Origin of the sequence: Salinivibrio sp. ML323 (assembly GCF_001995745.1) — a bacterium.
GTDB classification, from domain to species: Bacteria; Pseudomonadota; Gammaproteobacteria; order Enterobacterales; family Vibrionaceae; genus Salinivibrio; species Salinivibrio kushneri.
The window spans coordinates 1-23,788 of record NZ_MUES01000011.1; the positions used below are offsets into that span (position 1 = coordinate 1).

A 23,788-nucleotide genomic window follows, 5' to 3' on the forward strand; every position below is an offset into this window, starting at 1 on the left:
AATTAGAATTGACTAAATAAAATGGCGCGCTAAGCTATGGGTATTGGCAAAAAAGGAGTGAGCGATGGCAGATTCAAGCGTGCCGATTGAGGCAGAAAGCGTACCGGATATGGACATCGTTGCCATGCGTGAGCAAGCATCTCTGGTGGCGACCATGTTGAAAGTAATGGCGCACCCTGAGCGATTAATTGTGCTGTGTCAGCTTTTGGCCGGAGAGCGCTCCGTAGGGCAATTGTTGCAAGGGTCGTGCTTGAGTCAATCGGCGTTTTCTCAGCACCTTAGCGTTCTTAAGCGGCATCAATTGGTCAAGGTACGTAAGTCATCGCAGCAGGTGTTTTATCAGCTCAATGACCCCCACGTCGCGGCGATTATCGCCACTTTACAGCGGCTCTATTGTGTCTGAATCTGAGAGGTCAGCACACATTCATTGCCAGTTGATGCGCTAAGGTAATTAACAGTCACCCTTTTTATCTGTCGTTCTCTTGTCGTTACTGTCATCAGCTAAAGGATCGAATATGCGAGATGCTCAGCCACAAGGTCAGCTGATCACCCGAGTGATGAACAGCTTCTTCCCGCCCATCCTCATTGTGCTCGCGCTGCTGGTGGGGGCGGCAGCACTGTGGCTCACTCCCAAAGAAGAAGATCCGCAAATTGTCGTACCCATGGCGGATATAGTGGTGCAAGCGCCCGGTTTGAGTGCCCCGCAAGTGGCGAAGCAGGTGACGCAGCCTCTGGAGAAAAAAGTCAGCCAAATTGATGGGGTGGAGTATGTGTATTCCACCACCCAAGCCGGTTCCGCGCTGGTCACGGTGCGCTTTTACGTTGGCGAAGATCGCGAGTCTGCCTTGGTGAAGCTGTATAACAAGCTCTATGCCAATCAAGACGCGATCCCAGCTGCCGTGAGCGAGTGGGCGATTAAGCCTGTGGAAATTGATGATGTGCCGATTGTGATTGCGGCGCTGCGTAGCGATAACCCTGATCAGCTCGACCATTATGCGCTTCGACGCATTGCCGAGCAGGCGACTTTGGATCTTAAAGCCCTTCCCGAAACCAATGCGGTGAAGGTAGTGGGTGGGGTGCCGCGTCAGGTGTTGGTCACGCTCGATCCTGCCGCCATGGCTAGCTATCAGATCAGTGTGTCTGATCTCACCAATGCCTTTTCGTTGAGCCATCAAAAGCGTGATATTGGCGATATTCAACATCAGGGTGAGCGCTATTTACTAAAAACCGGCCAGTGGTATCAAAGCCTGGAGGAGATACGCCATTTAGTGGTGGCGGTGGTGAATGGCAAACCTGTGTACCTGCAGGATGTGGCCAAGTTATCGGACGGCGCGCAAGAGCCCACCACAGATACGTGGATCCAATCGACCGATGATAGCCAGCCGCATCCAGCGGTGTTTCTCTCGGTGGCGAAGCAAAAAGGCGCCAACGCCGTCAGCGTGGCCGAGGATGTCACCGCCACGCTCAATCATTTGGTCGCCACGCAATTTCCCGAGGGCGTAAGCGTCGAGGTCATTCGCAATTACGGCCAAACCGCCGATGCCAAAGTGAAAAACTTGGTGTCCAGCCTCGGTATTGCGGTGCTCACCGTGGTGGTCTTTGTTGGTTTATTCTTAAACTGGCGCAGTGCCTTAGTGGTGGCGATTGCGATCCCAATCAGTTATGGCGCGGCATTAGGGCTGGATTTAGCCTTTGGCTACTCAATTAACCGCGTCACCTTGTTTGCGTTAATCTTGGCGCTAGGGCTGATTGTCGATGATCCGATTGCCAGTATCGACAACATTGAACGGCACCTGACCCATGATAACAAGCCGCGTGGCCGCACGATTGTGCTGGCGATGTTGGAAATCAAACGCGCATTGATCATGTCGACCGTGGCGATTGTGATTGTATTCACCCCGATGTTTTTTATCACCGGCATGATGGGGCCATATATGGCACCGCTGGCATTCAATGTGCCGGTCAGTGTGGTGATCAGTACCTTGGTGGCGTTTTTAGTCACCCCTTGGCTCGCCAAAAAAATTGTTCGCGCGTCCAATAAAGGCGATGACTATCGCCTTGAGACCACGCCGCTGTACCGTGGCTATCGGCGCTTGTTACTGCCATTGTTGGAAAACAATCGTCGCGCTAAAGCGTTTTTGTGGATAGTGGGCGTGTTGTTTGTCATTGCCGCCCTGTTGCCTGCGTTGCGCCTCGTGCCGCTTAAGCTGTTGCCGTACGACAATAAAAACGAGTTTCAGGTGGTACTGGATTTACCGGAAACTGCTAATCATGTCGATACCTCCAATGCGCTGCGAGAGATGAACGGTTACCTACAAACGCAGGCCGAAGTGGTATCGGTATCCGGCTTTGCCGGGCTCGCTTCACCGATGGATTTTAATGGCATGGTGCGCCATTACTTTACTCGTCATGCGCCTTACCAAGGTGAACTGCGGGTAGTGCTGGTGGATAAGCACCGGCGTACGTTGCAATCACATGGCTTGGTGACACGCATGCGTGATGAGTTAGAAGCCATCGCAGCAAAATATGATGCCGAGGTGCAATTAGTGGAAATGCCACCAGGGCCGCCTGTGCTGGCAACGATTGTCGCCGAAGTGTATGGCTCACCAAGCACGCCGTATTCAACCCTGCAAGCGCAAGCGACGCAGGTAGCCGAGCGATTAAAGCGTGAAGCCTTGGTGTCAGAAGTGAGCACCAGTGTTCAAGGGCCTCTATCGAGCTGGCAGTTTGTGGTGGACCAAGAAAAAGCCGCCTTGTCAGGTGTTGCGGTGGCCGATATTAACCAAGCGCTCAGGGCCGCAAACCAAGGGGTGACACTGGCCCATTTGGCCGACGCCGATGAAATGGATCCTTTGCCCGTCACATTGCAACTTGCAGCGGACGCCCGTGATCAGCTTGATGCGTTGCTCGCACTGCACGTACGTGGTCGGGCTGGAGTGGCTAAACAATCGGTTCAAGGTGCCTTGTTGGATGCGCCGCAGCCGCTGGTCGCGTTGAGTGAACTCGGCCATTTTGAACAGCAACCGGTTGATCAGCCTATCTATCATAAGAATTTACGCCCCGTGGTGTATGTGTATGCCGAACCCACTGGAAGGGTACCGGGCGAGGTAGTCGCCGATATGATGGCTGATTTTAATCAACCTGAGTCGGACAGTACTCGCCCGCTATCCGCGCGTAGTTATCTGGATAATGGCGCGGGGGATGGCTGGCAAGTTGATGAGGGTATCGAGGTGGTATGGAGTGGTGAAGGAGAGTGGAAGATCACCATTGATGTCTTCCGTGATCTGGGGATTGCGTATGGTGCGGCACTACTGGGCGTCTTTATAGTGATGCTGATACAAACCGGGCTACCGGCGGTGTCAGGCATTATTATGCTGGCAATTCCACTGACCGTGATTGGCATCATGCCAGGCTTTTGGTTGCTCAATGGTTTGAGCGGTCAGATCAGCGGCTATCCAAATCCGGCTCTGTTCACCGCCACCGCGATGATTGGCATGATTGCACTGGCGGGGATTGTGGTACGCAACTCACTGGTATTGATTGAGTTTATTCAACAGTCACTCGCTCAAGGTATGGCGCTGAGTGAAGCCTTAGTACAAGCGGGCGCAGTGCGAATGCGGCCCATTTTACTCACCGCCGGCACCACCTTATTGGGGAATGTGATTATCACCCTCGACCCGATTTTTAATGGGTTAGCCTGGGCGATTATTTTCGGTATTGCCGCGTCTACCGTATTTACCTTGCTGGTTGTGCCCGTGGTGTACAACCTTGCGTATCAAAATCATCCCACCCACGGCCTATCAGTAGAAGGAGAGCATGCATGAAGGCAAAAAAAGGCGTACTCGCACTGGCGCTAGGCACTGGGCTATTAACCCTGTTTTTGGTGATGGCTGGGGTGTTTACCTCGAATGTCGCGCCCGTCTCGACATTGAACGAGACACCGGACAACGTTGAGACGCTAACGCTTGAGGCGGTCGAACAGCCACAAACCCGCATTTTTTCCGGCCAGTTGGAGGCAAGACAGACGGCAACCTTAGCGGCGCGAATGACCGCAACCGTTGCGGAAGTGCTGGTTGATGTCGGCGACCGCGTTGAGCAAGGGGACGTGTTGCTGCGTTTGGATAATGCCGATCTCAGTGCCAAAGTTCGCCAAGTGCAACAAGCCTTGGCCTCGGCGCAATCGCAATTGAATACCGCGCGCAGTGACTACCGCCGCATGGAGACCTTGTTGGCGAAAAAGCTGGTGCCTCAATCTCAATTCGATGAGGCGGAGAATCGCTTAAAAACGGCGCAGTCTGAATACCGTCGTGCCCTTGCTGCGGTGGATGAGGCTGAAACCCAATTTGGCTTTAGCCTGGTACGTGCGCCGTTTTCAGGGTTGATCACCGATAAAATCATCAACCAAGGTGATACGGCGACACCGGGTGCGGCGCTGCTATCCCTGTACAACCCTGAAAGCATTGAAGCGACGGTCAATGTGGCGGAATCTGTGTTACCCTATGTCGACATCGGTCAATCGTTAACGGTTACGCTCCCGACCTATGATAAAACCCTTACGGGCTTGGTGCGCACTGTGACACCGGCTGCCGATGCCACGTCACGCAGTTATCGTGTTGCCGTGACACTGCCAAACACGGAGGCGGGTGATACTTTGCTACCAGGAATGTTTGCAAAAGTGACCGTGTCACAAAAAGCCGAGCCAGTGCTTTATCTACCGAGCAATGCGTATTATCAAATTGGACAACTTAACTATGTGAAGGTGCTTGACGCGGGTGAGGTGAGAACACGGCTGGTATCGCTTACACAGCAAGGGCGCGTGCGTAAGGGGCTAAAGCCTGGTGAAGTGGTAATCATAAATCCTCAAAAAACTCAGTGATTCAGGTCGCGTTATAGTGAATATCATCAATACTTAAGGTGAGTTTTCCTAAAAGGAGTTCACTATGAAAGTTGCTTTAATCTCTGCTACGGCCTTAGCCGGCAGCTTATTATCAGGACCAGCGATGGCACTCGATACCTCATCGCTTAAAGTGTGTGGTGATGGGGCGAATTGGCCACCTTTTCACTATAAAAAAGGCGAAACTATCGAGGGCTATGACATTGATGTCCTCAATGCCATCTTTCAAGACAGCGGTGTAGATGTATCGGTAGATTTACCGCCGTGGAAGCGGTGCGTTTTTGAGACAAAATCAGGTAATTACGATATTGCGCTCAGCGCATCTTACAACGAAGAACGCGATCGTGATTTTCTTTTAACTGACTATTATTACACACTGCAACCTAGCTATATTTACTCAACTCAACAACATCCGAATGGCCTGAACATAGAGACAGCGGATGATATTAACCAGCTGCGGATGTGTGGCCTATTGGGCTATAACTACATAGGATTCAGTGTCGATGATAGCCAGGTGAGGAAGTCAGCAAAAGACTTTAAGCAACTGGTAAAACAGACGCAAGCAGGGCGCTGTGATGTATTTTTAGCACGCTACGAGATACTCGCAGGGTTCAAAGCGGCACAAGGCATTGATTATCTCGCTGGCGGGATGCAAGTCGAGCCGATTCCCGGCAATATGGGTGATAAGTTCCATATGATGATTTCGCGTGAACACCCAGAGGCTAATGAGATAAAAGCATTGCTCGACCAAAACTTTGAATCCATGCGCCAGTCTGGCCAATTAAAATCAATACTTGATGGTTATTTAGACTAAATGGTTATTTAAATTAAACGTGCGAACTTAACGCACGTAAATCGTAATAAAAAAGGTGCAATCGCACCTTTTTCTTTTCTCTTTTTGCTACAGTTGATGAAATCGCTAGGTTTTAAACTTCTCCATTTGTACTTTGATGTCTTCACTCAGGGTAAGTACTTTGTCGGTGCGTGCGGCGTTTTCTTGCGCACCTTCAGTGACGTAATTGGTTGCCTCTGAGGCCTCATTGATTGCTTGACTGACTTCATCAATGGCTTGACGTTGCTCATCAGTGGCTTGTGAAATCTGACCACTGCGCTCGGAGATATCCGTGATGGTTTCGCGCACTTGACTGACTGATTCTTGTGATTCAGACACGCGTCCGGCGGTATTTTCTAAGATACTACCAATGCGTTTGATCTCTTTTTCTACCGATTCAGTGGCCTCACTCAAGGATTTGATGTTGGATTGAATTTGCTCGGTAGATTCACTGGTTTTGACTGAAAGACTACGCACTTCGTCAGCCACCACCGCAAAGCCTCGGCCTTGCTCGCCAGCGCGCGCCGCCTCAATCGCCGCATTCAGCGCCAAGAGGTTGGTTTGTTCAGAGATATCATTGATGACGTTCACGACATCTGAAATTTTCTCACCTTCCTCGAGCAGTTTATGCATTTCAGCATTCACATTCTCCATCTCTGAACGCATATTAATGATTTCAGAGGCTGAACTCTCAATCGTCCCATACACTTGGTTAACCAGATCCGTGGTACCTGCAGCACGAGTCGCCGCATCGTTTGCTGTATCAGCGACGGTGGCAATAGATTGATTCATCTGCGTAGCGGCGGCRGCAACCGTCGAGAGACTTTGTTTCTGCTGCTCTAACCGCTCCGCATTCGTCCGTGCCATTTGTCCACTCTCTGCCGAGACTTCAGCGAGGTTGATAGAAGCTTGGGTCACTTCATTGACGATTTCACGCAACGAAGCGGTAAAGTGGTTAATATGCTCAGTGATCTGGGCGAATTCTTTGTATTTCGGGGCTGGGATCACGGTGGAGAGATCGCCATCCCCACTGGCGAGTTCTCGCACGCGCAGCGTTAAATCATTGAGTGGTTTAACCACGGTGGCGGTCAATGCCAAAATCAGGAACACGATCATCACAAGATCGAGCACTAGCAGCTCAATCAGGCTTCGGGTGAGGGTATCGGATAACTCCGCCTCTAATCTGTCTGTGTTATAAAATACCTGCAGAGTCCCCACTTTGTTGGTTTCACCATACTCGGTAAATGAAAGCTCACTTTCTTCGTTGGGCATGGATTCGTACATCGACTTTTCGCCGTCGCCAATGTCTTTCGGCTGGCGTTGTCCCTCGTCATTGGGTGGCCCGAGGCGCAGAAAGACGATGGCAGACCCTTGATTATCCAGTATTCGCACCGCTTTAATATCGGGTGCTTTTAATTCGGCAGAGATCGAGAGTTTGGCCGCTTCCAGGTCGAAGTCCCAAATGGCTTTGGGCAAACTGAGATTCATACGATTGGTGGCATTTTCCACTGTGGTTTCAAGCGCGCTATTCAGTTCCTGTTTGGTATTTTGATAATCAATATAACTTGATATCCCTAATACCACAGAAACAGCAATAACCACTTGAGTGACAAATATTGCCTTTAGACTCTTAAACATAGCGCTACTCTTCCATTTACATTGTCATGCGACCCAACTGCGGCCACTTTTTCCCACGGTCAGTTTTTATTCACCGAGGTGTTCTTTCATTATCTGTTCAATGTCGATTTTCTTGAGCCCTTGATTGACGATCTCACGCCATTTTTGCCCTTCGGCATTGTCGGCAAACGCAATATAGAGTTTTTTATCAACCAAGAGCTTTTTGTTCATTTGTAGATTGGCTTTAACAGCACTAAGGGCAGGATCATTCTCTTTGAGATAGTCCAGTACATTAGCATCCACCACGGCTAGCGGGATCCGTGCTCGTCCCACCTTTTGCAAGTTTTGCGTATCACTGGTGACCGCAGACGATTTAAGTGTGCCGTTGGCAATACGCTCATCTAACTCTGGCGTGTTGACATACCCTCGAACCACGCCAATGGTATGCTGAGTCAGATCATCAAGGGTCGACCATTCGATCGGCTGATTGACGTTTTCAACGAACCCGAGCGGACCAGTGCCTATGGGGTCAGAGAAGATCAGTTCGTCGGTTTCGTAGTGATATTCTGGGAAATAGCCAGCGTACTGCGCATCATTCTTGACCAAATACACGGTGCGTGACCACGGGTAAAACTCGACGTTAAGCTCGTGCCCCATGGCTTGCACCGCCGCACGCACCACAGCAACCGATGCGCCCTGATCAGGCAAATTTTTGCCAGAATAAGGCGGCCATTCGAGAGATGGCATAGTGAGAACATCGGCTCGAGCTGGTGTTGCTAGAAGAAGGGCCGAGAAAACGATGGCGAACAGATGCTTGAGCATAGCGCCTCCAAATAAGTGCCAATTCTCTTAAGCGTAGACGAGATAAAAATAGATGGGTGTTGTGATCTAGATAACTTGAAGCATTTCTGAGGTTTTACCCTAATAATGTGATGAAAATTAAGGTTTTTCTGGTCTGTCCAGATTGTGTGTTAGCTATGGTAGGTGGCAAAAAATGTTAGAGGCTGACAAGGTGTCTGTATATCTGGTGAAAAGCGGTTCTTTTCCAGACAAAAAAGCCGCTGTTTGAAACAGCGGCTTGTTAGGAAGTGATTAATCACGCTCAAGGCTAACATTAGAGTAGCTGCGGTAACCGCGTACCATCACATGGTACTCGGTACCTTTTTGTGCGTTAATACGACAGGTCTCATCGTTGCCGTAGTGGGCGCGCATAGTGAGCTGGAAAGTAAGATATGCGGTGTTTATTCGGGAGACACAATGAAAAAGTATGACACCGGCCATCCGTTGGCCAGCGACAAACACGTTAGGTTTTATGGCGCGCGGCGTTGACCTGCACCTTGCGGTTTGGCCATAGGCGCTGGGTCTTTAGGCCAAAATAGGCTAGAAGGATGTTGTTTTATTTGTGTCAGTACCGCGGTTCTTACCGACTTCATATCCAACTCACAGTTACGCGAGCGCAGCGCAACGAATAATGCGAGACCAAAGCTGACCCACAGATTAATAAAGCCAATCATCAACACAAAAAACAGGCTGGATAAGACAGACAACCACGACGAGTAATCGCTCATATGCGCATAGGCAGCGTGGGCAGAAGAAARGGCCACGTGGCGAATATCAAGCGGAACATCAATAAGATAGCCGACGTAGCTTGTCATGCCTAAAAGCACACCAAAAATAAAGTTACCGCCTAATGCACCATAGTTTTGATGGATGTATAGTGCTATCCGCTCTCGTCGTTGAAGCGAGATCGCGCGGAATAATGGATGGCCGATTAAGCGATCTTTGAGCTCAATGTAGTCCGCCCGATTATCAAGAATGCCGGTAATAATACCCGACAAAAACAGCCAGACCCCGGCGATAGCAGCGTAAAGCCAGGCTAAACCATGGATCGGATGAATGGCTGAGGTTTGATAGGCCGCTTGCTCACTGCTGAGTAGCGGGCTGTGGTAAAAGTGGCTAAACACCAGGCTCACCAGCACACTCACGGTAATTGCGGCGGTAATATTTCCCCATACCGCAAACCATTGAGAGCGGTTTACATTAATTAGCAGGCGCGCGAGCTTTTTACTGCGTGTGCGCCCCTGCTTGTTTTTTTCCACATGTGCGGCAAAGTTTGCGGCTGTCATCGCTGGCTGTTTGGTGGCAATGGTAAAGTGTAAAATATGCACCAGCATAAAGCCGACACCGTAGTTTAAACTGACCAGCAATGCATTATTAAGTGGTGATAATTGCAGGGTCTCGATATACATTTTTACCCATGCTAACAGGGCAATAATCACTCCAGCCCCGCAAGCGCCGCGCAGGATCTTAAAGTAATCTTTTTTGGTTTTGGCGATATAGTGCTCGCCGTGATTGCTTTTGTTTTGTGTCACACTCTGAGCAAACGTGCGGGTACTTTTGCGATAAATCGCGCGCACACTGTTGCGTTCCGTCACCGAAATAAGCAATTGCCGCCAGAGGTTGAATACACAGCGCGCCTTCTGATGCGGGTGACGAAAATCAAGAATTTGGATCAACAGCACCATGCGGTTTAATGTTTGATCCAAGCGCTCAAGCATACGTGAAGCGTGCGCGGAGAAACCCATTTGGTTAATACCACGGGCTCGGATCCGCTTGACCTGCTGCTGGCATTGCTCAATCATCACCCAAAAATGTGCCCTGTCTTTGGGATCCAACGTATCGTTTTTAATCGCGTTCACAATTTGGTGGGTTTCACGCTGCAATGCAATGAACGGTGAATCGACCTCACTCAAACGGCGATCAATCCGAAGTAGCTCGGGATCAAGTTCCTCGGCGGCGATCCAGATAGACAGCATTTCTAACGAATAACACAACTCGCTTTTTATATAAGCTCCGGTTGAGCGGATGGCTTCCGGGGCGGCGTTTTTGACTAGTAGACGGTATAGCTTAAACCAGCACTTATGAGAGATGGCCTTTACCCACGCTTTATCTTCTCCACCGACAAAGTAACTGAGCAGATCATTGATGTCGTTACAGCGTTTAGGCGGCGGGTTCACTTTATTATAAAGCCGACGAAAAATGTCAGTCATAAGGCCGTTTTTAGAGAAAATCCCCAGCTGCACAAACGCCGGTGATAACTTTATTTTCTTGGCCTCATTGCACACGCTATTGGCAAAGAGCGCGGCTTGAGAGGGGGAGTTGGCTAACGCTAAGACAAGCTGCTCAAGACGCAACTCTGCTAACTCGGGCGCACCCTCACGCAGGTAGGTAAAGAATACATCAAGGCGCTCTGTGTCAGTGGCACAGAGGGAGAAACCGTCTATCACTTTAAAGGCCGGTGTAATCGCAGGCATAAATCAATTTTCTTATCAGTCGATAGTCAACGCGCGCGTAGTCTACAAGAGGGAATGTATAGGGGGAAGAAAAAGTGTGTTTAGATCACATCTGCAATGCGTTGACTTGGCGACGGCAAGCATGGATTTTATTGCTACATTGCCTGGCCCAGCTCGGTGAACAGCCAAAATAAGTTGCGGTCATACTCCACATAGACACTGTGTGATAAACCTCCCATCGCATAACTGGCGACCTTACCCTTCTAGAATGGGGGCACGTAGTGCGCGGCGATTACAGGTTGTTGTGGGTGACGGACTTGAATGCCTTCAGCGCTTTTTGCCGATCCAGCCATTGCCCCACAAAATCTGCCTTCGCTAACATTTTGGACAATTGAGCACGAAAAAATCAGCACGGCTTTGATAAGCTAGCCTGACAACGTTGACGAAAAGGTGTGTTAGGTACCGAGAACTGATCGTCGGTAGCGTGGAAAATACTAGCTGGATAACCAGCTTATCCGTGGAAGCACGCCATTTGAGTGCACGCTTTGTATGTTATGTTTCTCTGAGGGCAGGCTCAAGCCCAAGATGATCAACAAAGGGGATAAAGTCGCGATCCAAAAACAGCAAAGGTAGCTTTTTCTCTATGCAGAAAGTCGCGATGATCACGTCGGCAGTTTTTCGGATTGTGATGCCCTTTTTGCGAAGTGCCCTATAATTGTCAGCGCAAACAAGTGCCATGTCTTTGCCAAACATTTAATACTGCTCCAGCGAGAGCAGGCTCTGTTTGGTCTGACGATAGTGTTTGTCGTTGCGGATGCCTTGAAGGATTTCCAGAAATATGAGGTCGCCGATAGCGACGGATCCGTGGACTATTGAGGCATCCAGCAGGTCAGTATGCGGGTTTTTGACTCCGTTGAAATAGTCGATCCATACACTGGTATCCACCAATATCATCCGGCGCTCCGCATTTCATTCAGGTCGCCTTCCCACTTGATTTTGCCTCGCAGTTTTCGAATTTCCTGCTGCTTGCTAAGCTGAACTAGAAGTTTCAGACCTTGCTCAACAGCCTCTTTTTTGGTTTCGTAGCCGGAGGCTTTGAGAGCTTCTGCCATCAACTGGTCGTCTATGACGATGTTCGTTCTCATGTCGCACCTATGTGTATCGATTTCGGTTTCCATACACAATCTAGCACGTCAGGAAGAACATAACAATCGGCTGCACAGCGACCGATTTTCCGCCGCTTCGCGGCTCCAAACCGGCGCGTGAGCCGGGCGTTATGCCTACTGGATAATTCAATAAAAGGAAATATATGAAGTCTGTAACTGTTAGAGATAAAAAAGAGCTCAAGAAAGCATTAAAAAGTGATGTTGATGAAATTGTTATTGAAAATCACTCACTAGAGAAAAATTTAAAATCAGTTGCATTAATAAGGAAAGCAGGGCCATACGCAATTGCTGCGATTGTCGCAGCAATACCCTTCATTCCTTTTACAGGTGGGGCAAGTGTACCTGCAACAATGGTTAGTTTTATGGGGGCTTCTGGTGCGGCAGCTTCTACTGGAGTAATTAGTCTGGTGGCAGCAATTGGTGGGGTAGTTGTTATTGGAATTTTCACAGACTGGGAAGAAGTAGAAATTGCAGGCGTCTTCAAACTTAAGAGAAAGCGTAAGTAGGTATAACACATATGAGCCCTTCTCCGGTCAATAGGCAACAGCATTCTTTTGGCTGCGCCAGCAGCCAATGCTCGCGAACAATAAAGTCGTCTACTTCGTTCTGTTCCCCAGAGGAGGCAATCAATCCGTAGGGAATTTTTGTTTCTGGTGGAGTACACGCATAACTCGGATGATATCGCCCTCGACCCAGTAAGAGACAATCATCGAAATCTCAGGAATAATGAGTAATCGTCCGCGGATGCTATCTCGTTGTACGCCCATTAAAGGCTGTTCAAGCAAGTTGTCTACTTTTGCTTCAATGAGGCTGTCAGTTTTTTCTGCTACATCAGGGTTGAAGTCATAGAGAAATTCGAAGATCTTTTCACGATCATTAAGTGACTCTTCTTCCCATAAAATCATTGCTTGCCTCGATTACGGATTCTGGCTTTACGCTCTTCCATTCGAGATTTAGCAGCTTGGTGCTCAACGAAAACGGATTTTCCTGAGTCAAACTTCTCAAATGCTAGGTTTACTTGTTCAGTTAACCATGCATCGTGAGATAATGTTTTTCTTTGTTGTTCAGCGAGTTGCTCAGTAAGTTCACGGCAAGCATCACTCAGTGTGCGCCCTTGGCTCTCAGCCATTTGTTGTGCTAGGCGTTTTGTTTCTTCATCAACACGAAATTGAATTCTAGTGTCCATGATGTATTCCTCTGCTGTTGTGTGTACAGATGTTAGCACTAGACTTTGAGATGGGCAACTAACACATATAGAAGGCAGGGCGAGCGCATGAGTGTTCATTTTTCAACCATCGCCGGTATGCCTGCGGCTAAAACCTTTTTTAAGAAGCTGGGATTCATGAGACAGCGCTTCTGTTTGGCCACCAAGCTGATCTTGGTCGGCTCGCCCGCACCATGTTTGAGGCCATGTGTCGCAGACAGGCAAAGTTCGCGGCCCCATTGTCTTTATAAATTTGGCAGGCGTCTTCACCCATGTTGACATCTAACACCCAGTGCATGGATTCAATGCCCAATGCGAGCGGATGGCGCGGCCTGCCTCATCGGCAGTCAGTGATTTTGAGCTGATATAGTAGCGGTACTCCAGCGACATCGGGCGCCCTTTTTCAACACGCAAAGACTCAACCATGACAAGGCTTTGCAGTGATGGCCAACGGGTAAAGTCGCCTGATAAACACGCTTTATCAAGCACATAGCACTGACATGATTCAATACGACCGTGACCATATTCAAACTCGACATCGTCATTGAAGGTTCGACGTTGCTCACTGAATGCCGCGGTGATCGCGTTCGCTAGCTTGCCCTGGTTTTGTTTCATCGCTAATAAGTAATCACCACCTTGCTCAACAATAGCTTTGGCAACTTTCGTTTGACAGGCCATAGCATCGATAGTGACAAGCGTACCGCGTAAATCGAGTAGGCGAATTAACTCGGGAATCGCACTGATTTCATTGCTTTTTTCTTCAGTCTTGAACTGCCCAAGCACCAGGTGGTTTTCGCTGGCATACGCACTCATGCGCTCGCCCTGAGGCGCGAATTGGATTCAAGCATTCACGAATGCGGTCTTAAGTCATTCACTATTGATCACAGGAGAACGAACCCAAGCTATAGAGTTTTATGAAAAATCACTTAGTTATCAGTTAAACCTCTCTGAGGGTGACAACAAGGTTTTCGACGCTACCTTTAAAACCATCCCGGACCCAAGGGCGTAATCGATCTGGTTATCATCGAGCGCTAATCAAGGTTGTTAAGGAATGGCGGCTTTTACTTTACGTAGAAGCCGCCACTTTTTTTGTGTGAACTAAAGCACATTTGCCCGTCACCGATAAGACAAGATGATTGGAACCCTATTAGTATGGCGAACTGGTTAATAATTGAACAAATGGATTTATTATCAATAGCTTAAACATGGAAATTCTCCCAGAAATCGAAGTGTCGAACGCACAGCATGAGGCTATWCAAGCGCTTAGAAACAAGGCATTTCCTGACCATCAAGTTGCCCGTTCTTACTATAAGCAGCTTCTCCACATGCGGGCATTGCAGTATCAAGGTAATCAACTGATTGGTTATATGGGGTTGGATTATAGGGCAGTGAATGTCGGTGGCGACGTATACAAAGTATTAGGGGTGAGTGATTTTTGCATCGACAGCGCTTGGCAAAGAAAAGGGATTGGCTCGGGTATGCTGGCGCAACTGACTGACTATGCCAAAGACAAAGATGTTGATTTCATTGTTCTCATCTCTGAGCTGCACGATTTTTATGTGGCTAATGGCTTTCAGCTTGTCGAGTCACATGCCTCTTGGCTACGCATTCATGAACACACTAACTATGGTGTTGCGGTCGAGTATGTCGATGAATTATATATAAAACCGATGACAGACAAATCATGGCCAGAAGGGCATATGGATTGGCTTGGGTATATGTATTAATGCCTTCTGTAGACGTGGTTTATGGCGTGTAAGAGAGGTGAGTCGCCTTTGGCTGGGCGCCTGCAGCTATCTGCAGGCGCGTGATGATATCGGCGACTAAACGCCCTTGCTATTGCATCACTGCAAACGACTCGTAAGGGGCCAGTTTGTAGGTGGTGCTTAACTGTTTGACCGGATCCATATTGTAGCTAAGGCAAGTTAAGGCCTTATCGTGCCAGTGTTCGGGGAGGGTGATGGTTTGTTTTTGCTCGCTAAAGTTACTGACCACGAGAATACGGTGGGTATCGTCGAAGCGCTCGTAGGCGATCACGTTAGGGTGGGCTTCTTCTACAGGCGCAAACTGGCCATGTACGATCACTGGGTATTGCTTGCGGAGCTTGATCAGTTCGCGGTAGTGATAAAGTACAGAGCCGCTATTTTCAGTTGCCCGTGCCACATTGATGGTGGTGTAGTTAGGATTAACCGGTAACCATGGTGTTCCTTCGGTAAAGCCTGCCTGCTGTGCGTTCTCCCATTGCATCGGGGTACGGGCGTTATCGCGACTGTTTTGGTAGACCGCTTCCATCATAGTGTCGGGATCGACCCCTTCTGCCACACGCAAGTCGTAGAAATTGCGGGTTTCGATGTCTTGATAATCGTCGATAGACGGGAAGGCGACATTGGTCATCGCAATCTCTTCCCCTTGGTAGATATAGGGCGTGCCTTTCATTAAGTGCAAGGTTGTGGCGAGCATTTTTGCCGAGCGGGTTCGGTATTGGCCGTCGTGACCAAATTTGGATACGGCGCGCGGCAAATCGTGGTTGTTCCAAAACAGTGAGTTCCAACCGCTATCGGCCAGCTCTTGTTGCCATTTGAACAGTACCTGTTTAAGGGCGGCGACATCCAGCGGCACGGGCTGCCATTTATCGCCGTCTTTCCAGGTCGCGGTAATGTGTTCAAATTGGAACACCATGGAGAGTTCATTGCGTTCCGGTGCGCTATAAAGTTTGGCGATCTCCGGCGTTGCGCCCCATGTTTCGCCGACGGTGAGCAAGCCTTTGCCGCCAAATGTTGCTTGGTTCATCGCCTGCAGCAGAGGGTGAAGGCGCGGGCCGTTGCCGGTAATGCCTTTGTCGATTTCCTTACCAATTAAATCAATCACATCGAGGCGGAATCCGCCAATGCCTTTGTCGATCCACCAGTTCATCATTTTATGCACGGCGTCATGGACGGCGGGGTTTTCCCAGTTCAGGTCGGGCTGACGTTTGGAGAACAAGTGAAAGTAATACTGCTCGGTGTTTGGCTCCCATTGCCATGCACTGCCACCAAAAATTGAGCCTTGATCATCCGGCGCACTGCCATCGGGTTTGGCATCGCGCCAAATGTAAAAGTCGCGATAGGGACTGTTTTTGTCTTGAAGCGCAGCTTGGAACCAAGGGTGTTCGTCGGAGGTGTGATTGACGACCAAATCCATCACGATTTTGATGCCGAGCGAGCCGGCTTTATCAATCAAGCGCGTCATGTCTTCCATGGTGCCAAATTCAGGCGCGATCGCGCAGTAATCGGAAATGTCGTAGCCATTGTCATCCATCGGCGATTGGTACACCGGTGATAGCCATAACACATTGACGCCGAGCCAATGTAAGTAATCGAGTTTCTCGATAATCCCGTTCAGATCGCCAATGCCATCACCATTGGTGTCGTAAAAACTACGTGGGTAGATTTGATAAACAACGGCATCATGCCACCAAGCGTTTTGCATACCGATTACCTCTTATCGACAATAAAAATCCTCAAAGCCTTCGCTTGAGATGTGGCCAACAGCCTAGCGCGCGAGCGATGCCAAGAAAAATAGGCGTGGCGCTTATTGATATAACTGATTGACTATAGGTAAGGTGGTAATGGGTTAAAAATACGCGTTATCATTGAATCGTGTATCTCTGTTAGGCTATAAAGTAAGCCATTAAATTGTGAGTGAGGGCGGTATGGATGTAGAAAAAGTCGCCGGCTACTTTATTGCGGTGGTTGAGGCGGGTGGCATTAAAGCGGCCGCGTTGCAGTTAGGGATCAGCCAGCCCTCATTGACGGCACAGATCCAAAAGCTGGAGCAACGTTTCGCGTGTCCGCTGTTGGTTCGCCACCCTCGTGGCGTCAGTATGACTGCAGCAGGAGAGCTTTATTATCAGCATGCCACGGCACTGCACGCCGAGCGGCAACGGCTTTATGCCCAGATTCATGCTTTGCAAGCGCGTGAAGCGGGACAAATAAAGCTTGGCACCGGGGAAGCGTGGTGGCCCTTGTTTGTTAAACCGGCAGTGCTTGATTATCAAGCGGATCGCCAGTGTGCCGTCCATATTGAATTTGGTAATCGTTTGGCATTAATGGCGTCGCTGCTCAGTGGTGATGTGGATGTGTTTATCGGTCATGAAATTGACGATCTGGTCGCCAGCCAGCAAGTGCGTTTTATGCCGTTGTTTCAGGACGCAGAAAGTTATTATGTGGCTGACAACCATCCGCTACTCACAGACACGTCCGCCAGCATTGACCCTCAGCGCCTAAGTGATTGGCCTTTGATGCGTGTCACGCCTGATCATGCCCGGCATGCGCATTTGCTAGCGAACCCCATCAGCCCAACGACGCACGTCAACCAAGTGGTGTTTGATGTTGATGCTCTCAGTCCCGGTATCGACTTATTACACGACACTCAGGCGGTGATGCCCTATACCAGCCGAGCCCAGATGTATCTGGCCAGCCAGGGGGTAAAAGTGTTGGGTGCTCATCCGAGTAAGAGAGGTAACGTCGGCTTATATACCTTGCGCAATGAGCGGAATGAAAAAGTCGACGCGCTGATCCAACAGCTGTGTGAGGCTGCCCAGCAGGTGGGCATCTCGCCACGTCATACCAGTTAGGGTAAAGCTTATTGAGTAAGAAAGTGCTAGACTGTATCGCCTTTGTCTCACTCTGTCTGTGTCGTGCTGGCTGCGAATGTAGGGATTAGCTAGCCGATCAGCGTGTTCCAGTGGTGACATCGATGAAATCAATAGGTAGCGCCAATTACCAATTTGGCCATTGCGCTGCTAATTTGTGGCGCAAATCACATGCAGTACCTTTATTATCAAAGGAAAGATGATGGTAATTCCAGAAAACAGCAGTATTGTTATTTTTGGTGCATCTGGCGATCTGACCTTCCGTAAGCTGATCCCAGCCCTGTATCATTTGTATGCGAACAAACAGCTGCCTGCGTCTTTCGCGATTTTAGGCGCAAGCCGCACCTTCTACAGTGACGAGTCATTTCGCGATAAACTACGTCACTCAATGCAAGAGCTTGAAGAAACTGATCCTGCCACGCTCGACGCCTTTATGGCGCACGTGCACTATCAATCATTTAATATCTCTGATACCCACGAGTATGGCGCGCTAACAGGCCGTTTAGACGAGTTGTCCGAACAATATGGCTTCACCCAGCGTAATACCTTGTTTTATCTAGCTACGCCGCCGAAGCTGTACAACTTTATCCCTGCCTGCCTCTCCGCACATGGTTTGAATGATGAAAGTCACGGTTGGAAACGCTTGGTGGTCGAAAAACCGTTTGGTTACGATCTTGCCTCTGCGCGCCAGCTCGACAAAGACATTCACGCCCACTTTGCCGAACATCAGATTTACCGCATTGATCATTACCTAGGCAAAGAAACGGTACAAAATCTACTGGTTTTCCGTTTTTCTAATGCGATGTTTGAGCCGCTCTGGAACCGTAACTTCATCGATTATGTTGAGATCACCGGTGCTGAAAACCTTGGGGTGGAAGGCCGCGGTGGTTACTACGATCAATCGGGTGCGGTGCGCGATATGTTCCAAAACCACTTGTTGCAAGTGTTATCGCTCGTGGCGATGGAGCCGCCTGCACAAATCAATGCTGATGCGATGCGTGATGAGGTGTTTAAAGCACTGCAATCGCTCGAGCCGCTCTCTGAAGACGACTTGCACAATAACTTGGTGCTGGGTCAGTACACTGAATCGCAAGTTGGGGGCAAACCACTACCCAGTTACCGTGATGAGCCAGGTGTCGCCGAAGACTCGCGTACCGAGACTTATGTTGGCCTGAAGATGTTTATCAACAACTGGCGTTGGAATGGGGTGCCCTTTTATGTGCGCACCGGTAAACGCTTGCCAACACGCGTGACCGAAGTGGTGATCCACTTTAAACAGACTCCGCACCCTGTGTTCGGTAAAAACGCGCCCGAGAACCGTTTGGTGATCCGCATTCAGCCGGATGAAGGCATTCAAATGAGCTTTGGTCTTAAAGAGCCGGGTGCTGGCTTTAACGCCAAAGCGGTCAATATGGATTTTCATTATACGTCGCTGGAAGAAACCCAGATGCTGACGGCTTATGAACGTTTGTTGCTGGATGCGCTTAAAGGCGATGCCACCTTGTTTGCCCGCAGTGACGCGGTGGAAGCCTGCTGGCAGTTTGTTGAGCCGATTCTTCAATATAAGGATAATGGCAAAGCGCTATATGGTTATGCCTGTGGCACTTGGGGGCCGAAAGAAGCGGATCAATTGCTTGAGCGTGATGGTCATGCGTGGCGCTTCCCCTGCAAAAACCTGACTGACACGGAATACTGCGAATTATGATAAATGCCCGAATTTTTGATGATGCCGACGCGGTGGTCAATCACTTAGCCGACGCGATGCAAACGCTCAGTGAGCAAGATCGTGCCGTACACATTTCGCTTTCTGGCGGTAGCACGCCCAAAATGCTGTTTAAGCGTTTAGCCAGTGATGACTACGCCACGGCGATTCAATGGCAAAACCTGCATTTTTGGTGGGGCGATGAGCGCTGCGTGGCACCGGATGATGCCGAGAGCAACTTTGGCGAAGCCGACAAACTACTGTTTAGCCAGATTCGCATTCCAGAAGAGAACATTCATCGCATTCGTGGTGAAGACGATCCGGACGTGGAAGCCGCGCGCTTTAGTGCGGAAATGCAAGCACTGATCCCAAGCGAAAACGGCACGCCTGTGTTTGATTGGGTCTTGCTGGGTGTCGGTGGCGATGGCCATACCGCCTCGCTATTCCCGCACGATCCTCAGTATGACAATACCGCACTGGCGCTGGTGGCCTCGCATCCTGAATCGGGTCAAAAGCGTGTATCAAAAACCGCCCGTGTGCTGCGCGCGGCGAAGAAAATCAGTTATCTGGTGTTGGGTGAAGGCAAGCAAGCGATTGTGCATGAGATCGCCACACACGAGCCCACTCAACTGCCATATCCTGCCGCCAATATCCGCAGTGCTAAAGGCACCACGGAGTGGGTACTCGATGCCGCGGCAGCAAAAAAATTACCAGAACAGAATTAATGGAGAGCACGATGAAAGGTGATATCGGCGTAATTGGTTTGGCGGTCATGGGCCAAAACCTGATCCTCAACATGAACGACAACGGCTTTAAAGTCGTGGCGCATAACCGTACCGCGGCCAAAGTAGATGAGTTTCTTGAGGGCCCAGCCAAGGGCACTAACATCGTTGGCGCTTATTCACTGGAAGAGTTGGTTGAGAAGCTAGAAACGCCACGTAAAGTGATGCTGATGGTTCGCGCCGGTGATGTGGTCGATACCTTTATCGACAAACTCACCCCATTACTTGAGAAAGGCGACATCATCATTGATGGCGGTAATACCAACTACCCAGATACCAACCGTCGCGTGGCAGCACTGCGTGAAAAAGGCATTCACTTTATCGGTGCCGGTGTGTCTGGCGGTGAAGAAGGCGCCCGTTTTGGGCCGTCAATTATGCCGGGTGGCTCTGAAGAAGCGTGGCCAGCGGTGAAACCTATCTTCCAAGGTATCGCAGCAAAAACAGATAGCGGCGAGCCATGCTGTGATTGGGTTGGACGTGATGGCGCCGGTCACTTTGTGAAAATGGTGCATAACGGTATCGAATATGGCGACATGCAGCTGATCACCGAGGCGTACCAGTTCATGAAAGACGGCCTTGGTATGAGCCATGATGAGATGCAGCAAGTCTTTACCGACTGGAACAAAACCGAGTTGGATAGCTATCTGGTCGAGATCACCTCGGACATCTTGGGTTATAAAGACGAAGACGGTGAGCCTTTGGTTGAGAAAATCCTCGACACCGCGGGTCAAAAAGGCACCGGTAAATGGACTGGCATCAACGCGCTGGATCTTGGCATTCCGCTGACCCTGATCTCTGAATCGGTATTTTCGCGTTGCCTGTCAGCATTGAAAGATCAGCGTGTCGCGGCAGAGAAGCTATTTGAAAAACATATTCAACCGGTTGATGGCGATAAAGCCGAGTGGGTTGATGCGTTGCGTCAAGCACTGCTGGCGTCAAAAATTATCTCTTACGCGCAAGGCTTTATGCTGATGCGTGAAGCGTCAAACGAGAACGGCTGGGATCTCAACTACGGCAACGTCGCGCTGATGTGGCGTGGCGGCTGTATTATCCGTTCGGCCTTCTTGGGTAACATCCGTGATGCCTTTGCTAAGGATCCTGACTTGGCCTTCTTGGGCTCAGATGCGTACTTTAAAGGGATCTTGGATAACTGTTTAGCGGCATGGCGTAAAGTAGCGGCGAAATCGATGGAAACCGGTATCCCAATGCCGTGTACTACATCGGCGCTGACCTTCTTGGATGGTTACACCACAGCACGTTTGCCGGCGAACCTGCTGCAAGCCCAGCGTGACTACTTCGGCGCGCACACCTATGAGCGTCTTGACCAGCCACGTGGTGAGTTCTTCCACACCAACTGGACAGGCACCGGCGGTAATACCGCCTCGACGACGTACGACGTGTAACGTACGGCGTGTAACGTGGCAGACTAAGTCACTGCCAGTAGTAATAAATAGAAAAGGGATGCATTGGCATCCCTTTTTGTTGGCATAAGCAATAAACTCGCTTAGCATAGGCGAAAAAGGAGACCCTATGCCGCGTCCTAAAATGCCCCGCCGTATCTGCGGGAAACCGCATACCAACTGTTTTAAACCCAACGCCATTCCACTCAGTGAGCTAGAGACGGTGACCATAGGTTTGGATGAGTTCGAAGCCATGCGCCTTGTTGACCATCAAGGGATGCAGCAACTGCAAGCCGCGGAAGTCATGGGCGTATCCCGTCAAACGTTAGCCAACCTGGTAAAACGCGCCCGCGCCAAAACCACCGCCTGCCTCGTAGAAGGCAAAGCACTGGTGTTTGAGTCAGAAGAGTAGTTCGACATGAGCCGTCGTTACGTCGGCACTATTGAGCCCAATCTTCAAGTTTCAGTCCTTCAACACGCTGAAACTCCCTCGTATTGTTTGTGACTAGTACACAACCAGTCGCAATGGCGTGACCTGCAATTGCTGTGTCGTTTCCGCCAATAGGGGTGCCTTTATTCATTAGATTGCGCTTAACTGCAGTTGTCGCGTCAACAGCGGCTTTATCCCAAGGTAAAATCTCATCGATTCGCTGAAGAAAAGCATCAACAAGCACCGCATGTTTTGGTGATGCCTTTTTTCCTAACAACCCATATTGCATCTCTTGATAGGTAATGGCTGAGATAACAATGCGATGTTGATTGCCGACAACAGTGTGAAGCTTTTTCAACACCGCTCTGGGTTGCTCTCTCATAATGAATGAACAAATACATGTATCAAGCATATAGTTGATTTTATTAGTCAAAGTTGAACCGTCCCTCGTCTTTTATCAGCTCCTCGCGATGGGTCATGAAATCACTATCAGCCTTTTCGAGCTCGCCAAATGAGAGCCAACTTGGTCGAGCTGGGCGTAAGGTGATGACATCCCCCTCTTTATGAATTTCAAGCTCATTAACGCCGTCAAACTCAAAATCCTTTGGCAAGCGTACCGCTTGATTCTTGCCATTTTTGAAAATGGATATTGTTCTCATAAGGTCCTCGCCATGTATCTGTTCAATCTTTATTCAGTATAATTTCAGTGTGGCATATGTCAAGCATATGCATGACTGTAATGAAAGTCGAACTGAAAGGGCCAGACCTTACACCTCTCACAAGTCGTGCATTTGTAATGGCAAACTTGATGCTTCAACACATTATTTTTGACCTCTTCTAACTTTGTTTATTGCATATGCCACAAATGAGGCGTATTTTTAGCATATGCCATTTATGTAAAGAGAGAACGGAAGATGACAATTGCTATTGCGATGAACCAAGACCGTCCTGCGGGACATTTTATGAAAGCAGAACATTTCGCGCTGTTTGACGACGATGGCCAAGCGATAGCCTGCTTTGCTAATCCGCGCGCTGCCGAAGGTTGTGGTGCCAAAAACGCCTTGATAGCGATGCTGAAAGCTAACCAAGTAACACGTGTGGTGACCCGTCATATTGGCGAGCATGCGTTAGCGGGATTACTTGATGCTGGCTTACATGTTTATCAGCTCACCAATGGTCGCCTAAACAACACCCAGTGGTTGTCGCCTGCGTACTGGCAACCGCTTACGGATGTCAGTCAAGGACGACCGGCGTTGCAGCGAATGAAGCAGCAAAAACCACAACAACAGACCGCCACTTGTCACTCAGAGCGTGGGAAAGGTTGTGGCGCGCAAGGCCGCCGTTTAGGTTATCAACATCGAGGGTGTGGTAAGCGGCAAGGTAAAGGCGGTCGCGCGAGTGGAAAGGGTTGTGGTTGCCATGACTGAATTACGCGTGATGCCGCCACGTTCGCATCATCAGTGTGTGGCTTGCAGTGACAATGGGCTGTTTAATCTTAAATTTTATCAGAACGATGAAACTGCAGTGAGCGCAAAAGTCTGGTTAGAAAGCACTTGGCAGGGGTATCAAGATCAGCTGCACGGTGGGGTGATTGCCACGCTTTTAGATGCGGCGTTGACCCATTGTACCTTCTTGTTTGCCCCGCAAAGTGTGACAGCGTCACTTAATATTCGCTATCACCATCCAGTGCCCGTTGCCGTTGAGGCTGAGGTACGTGCTTGGTGTGTCAAAGCCAAACACGGAATGAGTCAGTTGGAGGCAACGCTTACCGTTGCAGACACTGTGTGTGCCACTGCAACGGCAAGCTTTATGCAAACACGCGCGTTGTGAGCGTC

Annotated in this window: 24 protein-coding genes and 1 pseudogene; 13 read left to right on the plus strand and 12 right to left on the minus strand. The window is 49.6% G+C overall.

Annotated elements, in window-relative coordinates; translation table 11 throughout:
* Window positions 1–109: 109 nt before the first annotated feature.
* The 4 genes from BZG13_RS08710 to BZG13_RS08725 all read left to right on the plus strand — a co-directional run bounded on the left by BZG13_RS08710 (window position 110) and on the right by BZG13_RS08725 (window position 5,708).
* On the plus strand, window positions 110–403 hold the full coding sequence (locus BZG13_RS08710) for an ArsR/SmtB family transcription factor (protein WP_069363167.1): 294 nt from the start codon (window positions 110–112) through the stop codon (window positions 401–403).
* A 112-nt stretch (window positions 404–515) separates the two neighbouring features.
* Complete coding sequence (locus BZG13_RS08715; protein ID WP_077486346.1) at window positions 516–3,824, plus strand: efflux RND transporter permease subunit; 3,309 nt, start codon at window positions 516–518, stop codon at window positions 3,822–3,824.
* Complete coding sequence (locus tag BZG13_RS08720) at window positions 3,821–4,876, plus strand: efflux RND transporter periplasmic adaptor subunit (RefSeq protein WP_077486347.1); 1,056 nt, start codon at window positions 3,821–3,823, stop codon at window positions 4,874–4,876. The genes BZG13_RS08715 and BZG13_RS08720 overlap by 4 nt, the downstream gene beginning before the upstream one ends.
* Window positions 4,877–4,940: 64 nt before the next feature.
* Window positions 4,941–5,708 (plus strand): substrate-binding periplasmic protein, encoded by a 768-nt coding sequence (locus tag BZG13_RS08725; RefSeq protein WP_077486348.1) that lies wholly within the window; start codon window positions 4,941–4,943, stop codon window positions 5,706–5,708.
* Window positions 5,709–5,813: 105 nt separating this feature from the next.
* Here the strand turns inward: BZG13_RS08725 and BZG13_RS08730 are convergent, their stop codons facing one another.
* The 6 genes from BZG13_RS08730 to BZG13_RS08755 all read right to left on the minus strand — a co-directional run bounded on the left by BZG13_RS08730 (window position 5,814) and on the right by BZG13_RS08755 (window position 11,781).
* Window positions 5,814–7,364 (minus strand): methyl-accepting chemotaxis protein, encoded by a 1,551-nt coding sequence (locus BZG13_RS08730; RefSeq protein ID WP_077486349.1) that lies wholly within the window; start codon window positions 7,362–7,364, stop codon window positions 5,814–5,816.
* A 66-nt stretch (window positions 7,365–7,430) separates the two neighbouring features.
* A complete protein-coding gene (locus tag BZG13_RS08735; protein WP_077486350.1) occupies window positions 7,431–8,165 on the minus strand; it encodes a substrate-binding periplasmic protein in 735 nt (244 codons plus the stop codon).
* Window positions 8,166–8,653: 488 nt separating this feature from the next.
* Window positions 8,654–10,657: a hypothetical protein gene (locus tag BZG13_RS08740; RefSeq protein WP_077486351.1), complete on the minus strand. Its 2,004-nt coding sequence runs from the start codon at window positions 10,655–10,657 to the stop codon at window positions 8,654–8,656.
* Between the two features lie 531 nt (window positions 10,658–11,188).
* Window positions 11,189–11,389, minus strand: a complete 201-nt coding sequence (locus tag BZG13_RS15465; RefSeq protein WP_241824789.1) for a hypothetical protein — start codon at window positions 11,387–11,389, stop codon at window positions 11,189–11,191.
* Window positions 11,390–11,590 (minus strand): hypothetical protein, encoded by a 201-nt coding sequence (locus BZG13_RS15470; RefSeq protein ID WP_241824790.1) that lies wholly within the window; start codon window positions 11,588–11,590, stop codon window positions 11,390–11,392.
* Window positions 11,587–11,781, minus strand: a complete 195-nt coding sequence (locus BZG13_RS08755) for a type II toxin-antitoxin system VapB family antitoxin (RefSeq protein ID WP_077486352.1) — start codon at window positions 11,779–11,781, stop codon at window positions 11,587–11,589. Before BZG13_RS08755 ends, BZG13_RS15470 begins: the two co-directional genes overlap by 4 nt.
* Before the next feature lie 164 nt (window positions 11,782–11,945).
* Between BZG13_RS08755 and BZG13_RS08760 the strand changes: the two genes are divergently transcribed.
* Window positions 11,946–12,308, plus strand: coding sequence for a hypothetical protein (locus BZG13_RS08760; RefSeq protein ID WP_077486353.1), 363 nt, complete (start codon window positions 11,946–11,948; stop codon window positions 12,306–12,308).
* A gap of 120 nt (window positions 12,309–12,428) precedes the next feature.
* On the opposite strand, the gene BZG13_RS08765 is transcribed toward BZG13_RS08760, so the two are convergent.
* The 3 genes and pseudogenes from BZG13_RS08765 to BZG13_RS08775 form a co-directional block, all read right to left on the minus strand.
* The gene (locus tag BZG13_RS08765) at window positions 12,429–12,707 is read right to left on the minus strand and encodes a type II toxin-antitoxin system RelE/ParE family toxin (protein ID WP_077486354.1); all 279 of its coding nucleotides are present in this window, start codon (window positions 12,705–12,707) and stop codon (window positions 12,429–12,431) included.
* Window positions 12,704–12,988, minus strand: coding sequence for a type II toxin-antitoxin system RelB/DinJ family antitoxin (locus BZG13_RS08770; protein WP_062907370.1), 285 nt, complete (start codon window positions 12,986–12,988; stop codon window positions 12,704–12,706). Before BZG13_RS08770 ends, BZG13_RS08765 begins: the two co-directional genes overlap by 4 nt.
* A gap of 95 nt (window positions 12,989–13,083) precedes the next feature.
* A pseudogene (locus BZG13_RS08775) lies at window positions 13,084–13,819 on the minus strand (ISAs1 family transposase); the annotation flags it as partial.
* Window positions 13,820–14,211: 392 nt separating this feature from the next.
* Here BZG13_RS08775 and BZG13_RS08780 point away from each other — a divergent pair.
* The gene (locus tag BZG13_RS08780) at window positions 14,212–14,733 is read left to right on the plus strand and encodes a GNAT family N-acetyltransferase (protein ID WP_077486356.1); all 522 of its coding nucleotides are present in this window, start codon (window positions 14,212–14,214) and stop codon (window positions 14,731–14,733) included.
* Window positions 14,734–14,842: 109 nt separating this feature from the next.
* Here the strand turns inward: BZG13_RS08780 and BZG13_RS08785 are convergent, their stop codons facing one another.
* On the minus strand, window positions 14,843–16,474 hold the full coding sequence (locus tag BZG13_RS08785) for a glycoside hydrolase family 13 protein (RefSeq protein WP_077486357.1): 1,632 nt from the start codon (window positions 16,472–16,474) through the stop codon (window positions 14,843–14,845).
* A 223-nt stretch (window positions 16,475–16,697) separates the two neighbouring features.
* Between BZG13_RS08785 and BZG13_RS08790 the strand changes: the two genes are divergently transcribed.
* The 5 genes from BZG13_RS08790 to BZG13_RS08810 all read left to right on the plus strand — a co-directional run bounded on the left by BZG13_RS08790 (window position 16,698) and on the right by BZG13_RS08810 (window position 21,935).
* Complete coding sequence (locus tag BZG13_RS08790) at window positions 16,698–17,621, plus strand: LysR family transcriptional regulator (protein WP_077486358.1); 924 nt, start codon at window positions 16,698–16,700, stop codon at window positions 17,619–17,621.
* Between the two features lie 220 nt (window positions 17,622–17,841).
* Complete coding sequence (gene zwf / locus BZG13_RS08795) at window positions 17,842–19,344, plus strand: glucose-6-phosphate dehydrogenase (RefSeq protein ID WP_077486359.1); 1,503 nt, start codon at window positions 17,842–17,844, stop codon at window positions 19,342–19,344.
* Complete coding sequence (gene pgl, locus BZG13_RS08800) at window positions 19,341–20,066, plus strand: 6-phosphogluconolactonase (protein ID WP_077486360.1); 726 nt, start codon at window positions 19,341–19,343, stop codon at window positions 20,064–20,066. The genes zwf and pgl overlap by 4 nt, the downstream gene beginning before the upstream one ends.
* 11 nt (window positions 20,067–20,077) lie before the next feature.
* Entirely contained in the window at window positions 20,078–21,526 is a 1,449-nt protein-coding gene (gene gnd, locus BZG13_RS08805) for a decarboxylating NADP(+)-dependent phosphogluconate dehydrogenase (protein ID WP_077486361.1), read from the plus strand.
* Between the two features lie 127 nt (window positions 21,527–21,653).
* Window positions 21,654–21,935: a DUF134 domain-containing protein gene (locus BZG13_RS08810; protein WP_021023566.1), complete on the plus strand. Its 282-nt coding sequence runs from the start codon at window positions 21,654–21,656 to the stop codon at window positions 21,933–21,935.
* A gap of 28 nt (window positions 21,936–21,963) precedes the next feature.
* Here the strand turns inward: BZG13_RS08810 and BZG13_RS08815 are convergent, their stop codons facing one another.
* Together BZG13_RS08815 and vapB are read right to left on the minus strand one after the other, a co-directional pair.
* Window positions 21,964–22,386: a type II toxin-antitoxin system VapC family toxin gene (locus BZG13_RS08815; protein WP_241824660.1), complete on the minus strand. Its 423-nt coding sequence runs from the start codon at window positions 22,384–22,386 to the stop codon at window positions 21,964–21,966.
* Window positions 22,379–22,612 carry a type II toxin-antitoxin system VapB family antitoxin gene (vapB, locus tag BZG13_RS08820; protein ID WP_069363032.1) on the minus strand — a complete coding sequence of 78 codons (234 nt, stop codon included), beginning with the start codon at window positions 22,610–22,612 and terminating at the stop codon, window positions 22,379–22,381. Before vapB ends, BZG13_RS08815 begins: the two co-directional genes overlap by 8 nt.
* 255 nt (window positions 22,613–22,867) lie before the next feature.
* Here vapB and BZG13_RS08825 point away from each other — a divergent pair, with 255 nt between their 5' ends.
* Window positions 22,868–23,380, plus strand: coding sequence for a NifB/NifX family molybdenum-iron cluster-binding protein (locus tag BZG13_RS08825; RefSeq protein ID WP_077486362.1), 513 nt, complete (start codon window positions 22,868–22,870; stop codon window positions 23,378–23,380).
* Window positions 23,373–23,783, plus strand: coding sequence for a PaaI family thioesterase (locus tag BZG13_RS08830; RefSeq protein WP_077486363.1), 411 nt, complete (start codon window positions 23,373–23,375; stop codon window positions 23,781–23,783). The genes BZG13_RS08825 and BZG13_RS08830 overlap by 8 nt, the downstream gene beginning before the upstream one ends.
* The last annotated feature ends 5 nt before the right edge of the window (window positions 23,784–23,788 follow it).